At 69.6% G+C, this 11,122-nt stretch carries 11 protein-coding genes and 1 riboswitch; of the genes, 3 read left to right on the top strand and 8 right to left on the bottom strand.

Annotated features, from left to right (window positions below; translation table 11 throughout):
* Window positions 1-51 precede the first annotated feature (51 nt).
* The 7 genes from thiC to L0U85_RS19785 all read right to left on the bottom strand — a co-directional run bounded on the left by thiC (window position 52) and on the right by L0U85_RS19785 (window position 6,123).
* Window positions 52-1,611, bottom strand: a complete 1,560-nt coding sequence (thiC, locus tag L0U85_RS19815) for a phosphomethylpyrimidine synthase ThiC (RefSeq protein ID WP_241379500.1) — start codon at window positions 1,609-1,611, stop codon at window positions 52-54.
* A gap of 10 nt (window positions 1,612-1,621) precedes the next feature.
* Complete coding sequence (gene thiD / locus L0U85_RS19810) at window positions 1,622-2,419, bottom strand: bifunctional hydroxymethylpyrimidine kinase/phosphomethylpyrimidine kinase (RefSeq protein ID WP_241379499.1); 798 nt, start codon at window positions 2,417-2,419, stop codon at window positions 1,622-1,624.
* The gene (locus L0U85_RS19805) at window positions 2,416-3,183 is read right to left on the bottom strand and encodes a thiazole synthase (protein ID WP_241379498.1); all 768 of its coding nucleotides are present in this window, start codon (window positions 3,181-3,183) and stop codon (window positions 2,416-2,418) included. The genes thiD and L0U85_RS19805 overlap by 4 nt, the downstream gene beginning before the upstream one ends.
* A 3-nt stretch (window positions 3,184-3,186) precedes the next feature.
* Window positions 3,187-3,408 (bottom strand): sulfur carrier protein ThiS, encoded by a 222-nt coding sequence (gene thiS / locus L0U85_RS19800; RefSeq protein ID WP_241379497.1) that lies wholly within the window; start codon window positions 3,406-3,408, stop codon window positions 3,187-3,189.
* Window positions 3,405-4,463, bottom strand: a complete 1,059-nt coding sequence (thiO, locus tag L0U85_RS19795; RefSeq protein WP_241379496.1) for a glycine oxidase ThiO — start codon at window positions 4,461-4,463, stop codon at window positions 3,405-3,407. The genes thiS and thiO overlap by 4 nt, the downstream gene beginning before the upstream one ends.
* Window positions 4,463-5,200 (bottom strand): thiamine phosphate synthase, encoded by a 738-nt coding sequence (gene thiE, locus L0U85_RS19790; protein WP_241379495.1) that lies wholly within the window; start codon window positions 5,198-5,200, stop codon window positions 4,463-4,465. The genes thiO and thiE overlap by 1 nt, the downstream gene beginning before the upstream one ends.
* Window positions 5,193-5,299: riboswitch (TPP riboswitch) on the bottom strand. It overlaps the preceding gene by 8 nt.
* 221 nt (window positions 5,300-5,520) lie before the next feature.
* The gene (locus tag L0U85_RS19785; protein WP_241379494.1) at window positions 5,521-6,123 is read right to left on the bottom strand and encodes a methyltransferase; all 603 of its coding nucleotides are present in this window, start codon (window positions 6,121-6,123) and stop codon (window positions 5,521-5,523) included.
* 199 nt (window positions 6,124-6,322) lie between these two features.
* On the opposite strand from L0U85_RS19785, the gene L0U85_RS19780 reads away from it, so the two are divergent.
* The gene (locus L0U85_RS19780) at window positions 6,323-7,501 is read left to right on the top strand and encodes a hypothetical protein (protein WP_241379493.1); all 1,179 of its coding nucleotides are present in this window, start codon (window positions 6,323-6,325) and stop codon (window positions 7,499-7,501) included.
* On the top strand, window positions 7,489-8,502 hold the full coding sequence (locus L0U85_RS19775; protein ID WP_241379492.1) for a proprotein convertase P-domain-containing protein: 1,014 nt from the start codon (window positions 7,489-7,491) through the stop codon (window positions 8,500-8,502). Before L0U85_RS19780 ends, L0U85_RS19775 begins: the two co-directional genes overlap by 13 nt.
* On the opposite strand, the gene L0U85_RS19770 is transcribed toward L0U85_RS19775, so the two are convergent.
* Entirely contained in the window at window positions 8,492-9,064 is a 573-nt protein-coding gene (locus L0U85_RS19770; RefSeq protein WP_241379491.1) for a TetR/AcrR family transcriptional regulator, read from the bottom strand. The two genes, L0U85_RS19775 and L0U85_RS19770, sit on opposite strands and share 11 nt — an antisense overlap.
* A 99-nt stretch (window positions 9,065-9,163) precedes the next feature.
* Between L0U85_RS19770 and L0U85_RS19765 the strand changes: the two genes are divergently transcribed.
* Window positions 9,164-10,756, top strand: coding sequence for an FAD-dependent monooxygenase (locus L0U85_RS19765; protein ID WP_241379490.1), 1,593 nt, complete (start codon window positions 9,164-9,166; stop codon window positions 10,754-10,756).
* The last annotated feature ends 366 nt before the right edge of the window (window positions 10,757-11,122 follow it).

The following is an 11,122-nucleotide window of genomic DNA, read 5'->3' as shown; positions in this document are numbered from 1 at the left end:
CCCGCCGTGACCTCGGCTACAGGCCTGGCGGGCGCCTTCGAGGCGCGGCCGTCAGGACTCGACGACGGGCAGGTAGACCTTCCCGCCGGACTCCATGAACTCCTCGCTCTTCTCGAACATGCCCTGCTGGGCGTAGTCCTTGAGTTCCTGGCTGATCTTCATGGAGCAGAACTTCGGTCCGCACATGGAGCAGAAGTGGGCGGTCTTCGCGGGCTCCGCGGGGAGGGTCTCGTCGTGGTATTCGCGCGCCCGGTCGGGGTCGAGCGAGAGGTTGAACTGGTCCTCCCAGCGGAATTCGAACCTGGCCTTCGACAGGGCGTCGTCCCAGGCCTGCGCCGAGGGGTGGCCTTTGGCGAGGTCGGAGGCGTGGGCGGCGATCTTGTAGGCGATGACGCCCTCTTTGACGTCCTCGCGGTTCGGCAGGCCGAGGTGCTCCTTGGGGGTGACGTAGCAGAGCATGGCGGTGCCGAACCAGCCGATCATGGCGGCGCCGATCGCGGAGGTGATGTGGTCGTAGGCGGGCGCGATGTCGGTGGTGAGCGGGCCGAGGGTGTAGAAGGGGGCCTCGCCGCAGATCTCCTGCTGGAGGTCGACGTTCTCCTTGATCTTGTGCATCGGGACGTGGCCGGGTCCTTCGATCATGACCTGCACGTCGTATTCCCAGGCGATCTTGGTGAGCTCCCCGAGGGTGCGCAGCTCGGCGAACTGGGCCTCGTCGTTGGCGTCGGCGATGGAGCCGGGGCGCAGGCCGTCGCCGAGGGAGAAGGAGATGTCGTACTTCGCGAAGATCTCGCACAGCTCTCGGAAGTTGGTGTACAGGAAGCTCTCCTCGTGGTGCGCGAGGCACCAGGCGGCCATGATCGAGCCGCCGCGCGAGACGATCCCGGTGACGCGGTTCGCGGCGAGCGGCACGTAGCGCAGCAGCACCCCGGCGTGGACGGTCATGTAGTCGACGCCCTGCTCGGCCTGCTCGATGATGGTCTCTCGGTAGACCTCCCAGTTGAGCTTGACAGGGTCGCCGTCGACCTTTTCGAGCGCCTGGTAGAGCGGGACGGTGCCGATGGGGACCGCCGAGTTGCGGACGATGTGCTCGCGGGTCTCGTGGATGTGCTTGCCGGTGGACAGGTCCATGACCGTGTCGGCGCCCCACTTGGTCGCCCAGGTGAGCTTCTCGACTTCGGCGGCGATGGAGTCGGAGACGGCGGAGGTGCCGATGTTGGCGTTGATCTTGGTGAGGAAGTTCTTGCCGATGATCATCGGCTCGATCTCGGGGTGGTTGACGTTCACCGGGAGGATGGCGCGCCCGGCGGCGATCTCGTCGCGCACGAATTCGGCCTCGAGCCCTTCGCGGACGGCGACGAACTCCATTTCGGGAGTGACGACGCCCTGCCTGGCGTAGCGCAGCTGGGTGTTGCACTCGCCGTCGGTACCGCGCTCCTTGATCCAGGCGCTGCGGAGGGCCGGGAGGCCGGCCTCGGGGTCGGAGCCGGGCCCGGAGGTGTCGTAGAGCCGCACTGGCTCTTCGCCGCCGCTGAGCTCGACTTCGGCGAACGGCACCTGGATGTCGGGGCGCGGCCCCTCTACGTAGACCTTTTTCCTTGCAGTGGTCATGAAGTTCTCCTCATTTCTCTCCGTCGAACCACCACATGTGGTCCACCGGTCCTGATCCTTGGCCGAGTCGCAGGTCCGCGCCTGCGGTCAGCGCTCCGGTCACGTATTGCTTTGCTGCCGCGACGGCCTCGAGCAGGTCGTGGCCGAGGGCGAGGTTGGCGGTGATCGCCGCCGAGAGGGTGCAGCCGGTGCCGTGCGTGTTGTCGGTGTCGACGCGCTCGGACTCGAATTCGAAGCATTCGCCGTCGATGCAGAGCAGGTCGAGAGAGCTGTCGCGGTTCAGGTGACCTCCGGTGACGAGTACCGCGGCGGAGGTGGACGCTGCGATGAGGCGCGCGGCAGTGCGCATGTCGTCCTCGTCATGGATGATCACGCCCCCGAGGGTGTCCGCCTCGCTCAGGTTGGGAGTCAGCAGGACCGCGCTGTCGCCGAGGCTCCGGAGGTACTCGGCGGCATCTCCTTCGAACAGGGTGTCGCCACTGGTGGCGATCATCACCGGATCGACCACCAGGTTGGGCAGTCGCCCTGAACGCGCCGCCCACCCCACGGTCTTCAGGATGTCCGGGTCGGCGAGCATGCCGGTCTTGACGGCGGCGATCTCGAAGTCGTCGAGGACGGCGTCGAGCTGTGCCCGCACGAAGTCCGCTCCGACCGGCTGCGCGGTGCGGACTCCGACGGTGTTCTGGGCGGTGAGCGCGGTGACGACGCTGGTGCCGTGGACTCTGTGGGCGGCGAAGGTGCGCAGGTCGGCTTGGATGCCGGCGCAGCCGCCGGAGTCGGAGCCGGCGATGGTCAGTGCGGTTTTCACAGGTCGGCCATTCCTTCGAAGCTGGTGGAGGCCTGCGCCAGGTGACGCTTGGGAATCCGGCCGGCCAGGCGGGCGGCCCTGCCGGCGTTGACGGCGTCGCGCATGGCGCGGGCCATGAGCGCGGGGTCGGCGGCGCGGGTGACGGCGGTGGCGAGGAGGACGGCGGCGCAGCCGAGCTCCATGGCCTGGGCCGCATCCGAGGCGGTGCCGATGCCGGCGTCGCAGATGACGGGCACGTTCGCCTGCTCGCAGACGAGGGCGAGGTTGTGCGGGTTGCGGATGCCGAGCCCGGTGCCGATGGGCGCGGCCAGCGGCATGACCGCGGCGCATCCGGCGTCTTCCAGGTGGCGGGCGAGGATCGGGTCGTCGTTGGTGTAGGGCAGTACGGTGAATCCGTCGGCCACGAGGGTCTCGGCGGCGTCGAGGAGCTCGACGGGGTCGGGCAGGAGGGAGTCCTCGTCGCCGATCACCTCGAGCTTGATCCAGTCGGTGCCGAAGGCCTCACGGGCGAGGCGGGCGGTGCGGACCGCCTGCTCGGCGGTGAAGCATCCGGCGGTGTTGGGCAGGACGTCGACGCCGCAGCGTTCGATGACGTCGACGACGGAGCCTTCGGTGTCCGGGTCGACGCGGCGGAGCGCAACGGTGACCAGTTCGGTGCCCGAGGCGGTGATGGCGTCGGCGAGCTGGGCGTGGTTGGCCGCGCCGCCTGTCCCGAGGATGAGGCGCGAGCCGAAGGTCTTGTCGGCGATGCGGAGCCTGTCCATGGTTCAACCTCCCTGTGTGGCGGTGAGGACTTCGACGGCGTCGCCGTCGAGGAGCGGCCGGTCCCATTCGGCGCGCGGGACGACCTCGCCGTTGACGGCGACGGCGGTGCCGCGGCCGAGCCCGGCCGCGTCTCGGCTTCCGTCGGGCGCGCCGAGGGCGACGCGGACGGCTTCGGTCACGGTCCCGATGCCGTCGTGCGGCCGGCCGTTGAGTTCGATCTTCATGGGCTCTCCTCGAATCGCAGCGGGTCGAACGCCTTCGGCACCGTGTCGTCCTCCCCCGTCGCCAGCGCGGTCACGCTTTCGGCGGTGGCGGGGATCAGCGCTATGCCGTGCCGGTAGTGGCCTGTGGCCGCGATCGTCCGCTCGTCGGTCCGGCCGATCAGCGGGAGGTTGTCGGGAGCGGCTGGACGGAATCCGACTGTGACCTCGTCGAGGTGGTATTCGGCGATCTCCGGTACCAGGGAGATCGCCCGGCGGAGCAGGTCGTGTGCGGCTCCGGCGGTTCCTGTCAGTCGATCGAAACCACGCTCGTCACTGGTGGCGCCGATGACGACTTCGCCCGATTCCCTGGTCACGATGTAGACGGGGTGGCCTTGTACGTAGCCGCGGACGGTGGTCCGGGGCACCGGCTGACCGGCCTGGGCGAGTAGGCGCAGGACGGCGCCGCGGACGGGCCGGATCGGCAGTCCGAACCGGGAGGAGCCGCAGCCGGCGGCCAGGACCACGCGGTCGGCGTCCAGCGATTCGAGGTCCTCGACCGTTTCGCCCTGGAATGCGACGCCGGCGCGCTGGGCGGCGGTCAGCAGTGCGGTGTGGACGGCGCGGGGGTCGACGGCGTGGTCGCCGGGCACCAGCACGCCGCCCCTGGTCCGGTGGCTGAGCAGCGGCTCGATCTTCCGGGAGGCGCGGCCGTTGACGGTCTCATAGTTCCTTTCGGTCGACCGATAGATATCGATCTGCCGTTGGACCTCCGCCCGGTCGGCGTCTTCGAGTCCGACGAACAGCGTCGGGAGGTCCCGGTATCCGACGCGGATGCCGGAGGCGCGCTCCAGGTCGGCCGCGAACGCGGGCCAGGCGTCGGCGGATGCGGCCATGAACGGGAGGAGCGCCTCCTCCCCGAACTGGGCTTCGGTGACGGCTGCGAGCATGCCGGCGGCGACGCGGGAGGCTCCGGCCCCCGGCTCGGGGTCGTAGACGGTGGTCTCGGCACCGCGCTGGGCGGCCCGCCATGCGATGGCGAGCCCGATCGACCCGGCGCCGATGACGGCGAGTCGCATCAGGCGTCCTCCAGTCGCCGGCCGCCCGAACCGGTCTGGAAACGGTGCTCGCCGACGGCCTCCAGGAGTTCGGCGGTGGCGCGTTCGGGGTTGTCGGAGCCGGAGATCGCGCCGACGACGGCGACGCCGTAGGCTCCGGCTTCGCGGCAGGCTGCGGCGCGTTCGGCGGTGATGCCGCCGATGGCGATGACGGGGAGGTCGACCGCTTCGCAGACGGCCGCGAGGCCGGCGAGCCCGATGGCTTCGGGCAGTCCGGTCTTCGTGCCGGTCGTCCAGACGGGTCCGACGCCGAGGTAGGTGGCTCCTGCGCGGCGGGCGGCGCGGGCGGCCTCGGGTTCGCGGCAGGTGCCGCCTATGACCGCGGCGCCGGGGAGGATGCGGCGGGCGACGTCGAGGGGGAGATCGTCGGCTCCGAGGTGGACGCCGTCGGCGCCCACCGCTTGTGCTATGTGGATTCGATCGTTGACCAGGCACATTGCGCCCAGCTCGTCACAGAGTTCGGCGATGGAGGCGGCGAGGTCGAAGGCGGCGCGGTCGCTGTAGTGGTCTTCGGGCCGGACCTGGATGAGGCGGGCGCCGGCTTCGAGCGCGGCCGCGGCGACGGCGATCGGACCGCTCGGGAGGTCCGATTCCCGGCTCGCGAACTTCGCGCGCGGGACCTTCGAACCGTGGTTCGGGCCCGCGCCGTCGCGCGTGTCGGTGATGACGTGCAGCCGAGGTAGACGAGTAGCGTTCATAGCTCCTTCTCCCTGCGCCAGCATGATCTGGATCAGGTTCGACGGTCGGGACTGCACAGTCCCCTCTCAGCCCGATGCATCGGGCTCCCGTGGGTTTATTCGTTTACGCGGCCTAGGCTACGTCATCACACTGAGCTATGACAAGACCGATGTCAACATGCGGACGCCCGGAGTTCGACCGGTTCGGCGCACCGCGTCGATCTCCGCGCGTCCTCACCGCCGAACGCCGGCTCTTCCAGCGTCAGGTGGACGTCGAGAAGGGGAGCCGGGCCGTCATGGCGGGTCTGGGGTTCGAGGACCGCCGAGCAGGAGGGCGGCACCTACTCCCCGCGTTCCACTCGAAGCACCCGGTAGCCTTTCGCGCTGGCGTGTTTGTCGACGGCCCAACCGTTCTCGGCCAGCCAGCGCGCCAGCGAGTCCGCTCCCAGGTGCTTCGAGACGACCAGCCAAGCCACACCGCGCTCCTTCAGACGCGGCAGCCACGTCTCCAGCAGTTCGTGCAGCGCCTCCTTGCCCACCTTGATCGGCGGGTTCGACCAGATCTCGTCGAACGCCGCGTCGGACGGCACCTTGTCGGGCGTAGCCACGCGCACCGTCCCTGGCAGCTTCTCGGTGTTGCGCCGCGTCAGGTCCAGCGCTCGACGGTTCACGTCCACCGCCCACACCTCGGCGTCGGCCCGCTGCGCCAGCACCGCGCTGATCGGTCCGTACCCGCAGCCCAGGTCCAGGAACGTCCCGGGCGCTTCCGGCGGCACGACCTTGTTGAGCAGCACGCCCGTTCCCGAATCGAGCCGGTTCCCCGAGAAGACCCCGGTGGAGGTGGTCAGCTCGTACGACACACCGTCGAGCTCGAACGTGACGGTGCGCTCGCGGTCGTCGACGGCGGGCTGCTCGCTGAAATAGTGCTCTGGCTGCTCGGACACGCCTCTATTGTCACCTGCGGTCCGCGCCTACCGGTCGGGGATCGCGCGGTGAGCCCGGCCATGACACACACCCGGCTCCCGTGGCTGCAGTGACTCCATGTGCCTCCTGTTCCGTTCGCGACCGGGGTGGCGCGCGGCCGCTACCTCTCCAGGGGGAAGGTTCCCGGTTTCAAGTCCTTCTGCGACTATGCTCCGAGTCATGGCACACGGCCCGTCCCCTTTCGGCATCCCGCAGCGCGAGCAGGAACCTGACGACACCGACGCGGATCTCGACCGGACCGACCGCATCGACCGCGCGCGGGGGACCGCGCCGGCGATGCGGCTCAGCCCGGAGCAGATGTCGCCGACGCGGCGCTCCGCCGAGGAGGAGATGGAGGATCACCTGGAGCGCATCCATGCCTCGCGTCCACTCCGCCGCGCAGCGCAGCGCGCCCACCGCCGCACCCGCTGGTGGCTCATCGCGCTCGCCGTCGTCAGCGGCGTGGCCGTCGTGGCCGCTTGCGGCGCAGGGGCCTTCATCGTGCTCCGCGAAGGCGAGACGGCTCCGGCGGCGCAGCCTCAGACCACGCCCGGAGACCACCGGCAGGAGCAGTCCGATGAGGATGCCGCATCGGACGCCCCCGACGTCGTCGACCCGATCGAGCGGCGTGGGACCGACGCCGCGCCGATCTCGGTCGGCGAGCTGTTCGGTTCGGCCGCCTTCACACCGGCCGGAGCGGCCGGGCAGTACGAGGTCCTGGAGACCGAGGAGCTGGCCGACTGCGCCGACGCCGGCCTCGACGAACTCGCAGAGCTCCTCGCCGACGCCGACTGCGCCCAGACGGTCCGCGCGACCCTTGTCAACCCCGACGGCGAGTACGCCGCCACCGCGGGCGTGCTCAACCTCGCGGACGCCGCCGAGTCCGAAGACCTGCGAAAGGCCATTGAGGATGGCCTGGAAGGGGGATTCTCCGCGCTGCGCACAGACGGCGCGGGCGCCGAGCTCGGGCGCGCCGCGACCATGGTCGGGTACAACACCTACGGCCACTTCCTGATGTACGTGGTCATCGGCCGTACCGACGGCGAACCGCTCGAGGACGCCGACGAGGCTGTTATTTCGGTGGTGAACGACATCGTGGACGTGTGGCTGGTGGACCAGCTCAAACCCCGCCGCGACTCCGAGTTAGACGAGCGGCCGCGGTCGGGAATGTCCGGCGTCCGACCATTCTGTGAGGAACACGTGTCGATGTCGTTAACCCTTCGCGGCACCCCTTGCGGGAGCCCATCATCCTATGTTTTGATCGATAAGAGTCGATGGGTCCTGTCTGCCCAGACTCGCGTCCTTCCGACCGGTCCCCCCGACCAGCCCTCGCAGGAGCACAAAACATGCATACCGTGAAGCGCCTCGCGCGGCGCGCCGTCGCCGCGCTGGCATCGGCCTCCCTCGTACTCGCCGGCGTCCTCGTCCTCGACACCGCGCCGGCCGCCGCCGTCCGCCCGCCGGGCATCCCCTCGGCCTCCACCGCCCAGTCCGAGCTGGGCGCCCTCACCGTCGCCGCGGAATCCCACAACTCCAGCTACGACCGCTCGCTGTTCCCGCATTGGAGGAGCGTCGGCGGCGGCTGCACCGCCCGCCAGTACGTCCTCTCCCGCGACGGCTCCAACGTCCAGACCGGCTCGGACTGCCAACCTGATTCGGGCTCATGGCAGTCCGATTTCGACAACACCTGGACCAGCAGCGTCTCCAACGCCACGATCGACCACGTCGTAGCACTCCACGAGGCCTGGGGCTCCGGCGCCTGGGCCTGGTCGACCTCCCAGCGCCAGGCCTTCGCCAACGACATCGACTCCCCGCAGCTGTGGATCGCCTCATCCTCGGTCAACAGCTCCAAGAGCTCCTACGACCCGGCCGAGTGGATGCCGCCGAACATCGCCGTGCGCTGCGACTACGTCAAGGCCTGGATCCACGTCAAGTACCTGTACGACCTGACGGTCGACCCGGCCGAGAAGAGCGCCCTCCAGTCGCACCTGACCGACTACTGCGGCACCTCCGGCGGAGAGTGCACCGGTGCCCACGGCACCTCCCGGACCATCACCGAAGGCACGACCATCGAATCCCCGATCACACTGAACTGCAGCGGATCGGCCTCCTCGTCGAGCACGGTGACGGTGACCATCACGCACCCGTACCACGGTGACATCCGGGTCGCCCTGGAAGCGCCCGACGGGACGACCCGCACCCTGCAGTCGTCCGGCTCGGGCAGCGGGGACTTCGGAACGCGCTCGTACACGGTGAACCTGTCCAGTGAGAGCGCATCGGGCACTTGGACCCTGCTGGTCACCGACACCTACAGCGGCGGATCGACCGGCACCCTGAACAGTTGGTCGATCAGCGTCTGATGAGCTCGGCGGCGGCGCGACCGTAGCGTGCCGGATCGAGGCCGGGGTCCCAGGCCTTCTGGAGGAGGTATCCCTGGAGGAGGCCGAGCAGGACCCCGGCGACATCATCGGGGTCGGCGTCGGTCCGGCTCCGGTCCCGCGCGATCCGGTCGCTGAGAGCAGAGCGGACCGCCGCCATTCCGGCGCGCATCGCCTCGGCCAGGTCCGCATTGCGCAGGCCCTCGCTCCACGCCTGCACGGCGAGGCGCGAGCGCTCGTCGGTCCGGCCGAGCGATTCGAAGGCGCCGGGCAGTCCCGAGACCAGGTCGGCCAGCGACTCGTCGGCCGCAAGCGCCCCCCGTACCACCGACTCGATGTGCGCCATCGCCTCGATCGAGATGGCCTCGATCAACTCGTCCTTGGACCGGAAGTAGCGGTAGACCGCGCCAGGTGACAATCCGGCCTCTTCGATGACGTCCTGCATCGAGGTGCGGTGGAAGCCGGCGGCGGCGAAGCGGCGGGCGGCGGCGGCCAGGATCTGGTCGCGCCTGGCGGCGAGGTATTCGGCGGAGACTTTCGGCACGGTCCGATCATAAAGCGAACGTTCGCTCTTGACGGTGCGGACTGCAGCGTCGTAATTTAAATAGAACGAGTATTCGTTTTATTTTCTGCGAGGTTCACCATGTCCCACACCGCAGTCCTCATCGTCGGAGCCGGACCGACCGGACTCGCGCTGGCGTGCGAGCTCGCTCGCCGAGGCGTCGACTTTCGGATCATCGACGAACACGCCGGTCCGCAGCCGCTGACCAAGGCCGCCGCCCTCCACGCCCGGGCACTCGAATACCTCTCCGACTTCGATGCCGCCGAGCGGGTCCTCGGCGAGGGCCACCGGGTCGACCTGCTCCAACTGCGCACCGGCCACCGCGACCGCCTCGGGGTGGACTTCCGCGTCCTGGAAGGCGAAACGGCCTTCCCCCACATGATCGACCTGCCGCAGCACCGCACCGAGCAGATCCTGCTCGACCGCCTCCGCGAACTCGGCGCCTCCCCAGACCGCGAGACCGCCCTGACCGGACTGTCCACACGGTCCGACAGCGTCCAAGCGACGCTGAGGGGGCCGAACGGGACCGAGACCGTCGACGCCGACTACCTCATCGGCTCAGACGGCGTCCGCTCGACGGTCCGCGAGTCGACCGGTCTCGCCTACGAAGGCGCCGACTACGCCGACCCCTGGGTCCTGTGCGACGCGGTGATCGACTGGCCCCTGCCGCGCAACGAGATGACCTTCTCGGCCGACACCGACGGCATATTCGGCGTCTTCCCTCTCCCCGGCACCGGCGCCTACCGGATCGCCTACACGCAGCGCCGGACCGCCTCCGGCGAGCCGATCGAGCCGAGCATCGCCGACGCGCAGGCCGCCATGTCCCGCACCGGCGTCGAGGGGACCATCCGCTCTGCGGGGCAGTTCTCGACGTTCTCCCTGGCCCACAAGCAGGCCCCGCGCTACCAGGTGGGACGCGTCCTCCTCGCCGGGGACGCCGGACACGTCCACACGCCCTTCGGAGGACAGGGCCTGAACCTCGGCATCGGCGACGCGGCCAACCTGGGATGGAAACTCGCCGAGGTCTGCGCCGGTCGTGCCCCGGCCACGCTGCTCGACACCTATGAGCCCGAACGGCACCGCGTCGCACGCCAGGTCGTGAGGATGACCCATCTCGGCGCCGAGGCGATGCTGCTGCGCGCCGACCCCCGCCGCCATGTGCGCGACGCGGTCTTCGGCATTCTGCGCGGCACGCCGTACGCTCGGGCGCTGGCCGCCCGGAGGCTCTCACAGCTGGCCCACAGTTACCGCGGCAGCGGCGGGGCCGTCCTCGGCGGCGCGGGCGATCGGTTGCCGGACCCTCCGATCTTCGATGGCGTCCAGGGCATCGACACTCGGCTGCACCGGATCGCCTCCAGTGAGCGCCACACGCTGCTGATGACCGGAATGGACGCATCCGAACTGCCGCGGGCCGCCGATATCGACGCACGGTTGCGCGGCGACTGGGAGACCCCGGTCGACACGGTGGTGCTCACGGACGACTGGCGGGCCAGGACCTCAGCGCCCGAAGGAGTGAGGATCGTGCTCGACCGCGAGCGGCAGGCAGGTCCACTCCACACCGGCCACCCGCGCGCGGTCCTGGTGCGCCCCGACCACCACACCGGCTACGAGGGGCCGGTCGACTACGTCCGGATCAGCGAGTACATGGGTTTGACCTCCCTCGCCCGCAAGTAGGTGCGGGCGTGAACGAGAAATCCGATCCGCTTCGCGCAGCGACACTCTACGCGGTCCATAGGCCGGCCGAGCCGTCTCGATGCCGATCGACCGGCTCGCGGTGCGCCTGGGGAGCCCGGAAATGGCCCTTGGGCGGTTGGCGGGGTGCTGGTGTGTGGCTGGTTGTTGTGCACCAAGGGCGGCGGCGACGGGGAGGTGGAGGGATGTTCGGGGTGCGTTGCGGGGGTCGGGTGCGTGGCGGGTGGCTTTGGCGGGTGAGCTCTGCTCGTGTTGTGTTGGGCGGCAGGCGGTCCGGGGCCCGAACATGAGGGGTTTCTCCCCCTATCGGGTGATGATTTCTGCTGGTCAGGCCCGTATCATTGAATC

The organism is Glycomyces sp. L485, from assembly GCF_022548875.1.
Classification (GTDB): domain Bacteria; phylum Actinomycetota; class Actinomycetes; order Mycobacteriales; family Micromonosporaceae; genus Glycomyces.
Note: the sequence above shows the minus strand (reverse complement) of the source record. Positions and strands in the feature narration are given on the sequence as shown.

Excerpts from the sequence above, each read along its gene's own strand:
- thiC (WP_241379500.1), bottom strand. The coding sequence starts at position 1,611 with ATGACCACTGCAAGGAAAAAGGTCTACGTAGAGGGGCCGCGCCCCGAC.
- L0U85_RS19805 (WP_241379498.1), bottom strand. The coding sequence starts at position 3,183 with ATGGACAGGCTCCGCATCGCCGACAAGACCTTCGGCTCGCGCCTCATC.
- thiS (WP_241379497.1), bottom strand. The coding sequence starts at position 3,408 with ATGAAGATCGAACTCAACGGCCGGCCGCACGACGGCATCGGGACCGTG.
- thiO (WP_241379496.1), bottom strand. The coding sequence starts at position 4,463 with ATGCGACTCGCCGTCATCGGCGCCGGGTCGATCGGGCTCGCCATCGCA.
- thiE (WP_241379495.1), bottom strand. The coding sequence starts at position 5,200 with ATGAACGCTACTCGTCTACCTCGGCTGCACGTCATCACCGACACGCGC.
- L0U85_RS19780 (WP_241379493.1), top strand. The coding sequence starts at position 6,323 with ATGGCACACGGCCCGTCCCCTTTCGGCATCCCGCAGCGCGAGCAGGAA.
- L0U85_RS19775 (WP_241379492.1), top strand. The coding sequence starts at position 7,489 with ATGCATACCGTGAAGCGCCTCGCGCGGCGCGCCGTCGCCGCGCTGGCA.
- L0U85_RS19765 (WP_241379490.1), top strand. The coding sequence starts at position 9,164 with ATGTCCCACACCGCAGTCCTCATCGTCGGAGCCGGACCGACCGGACTC.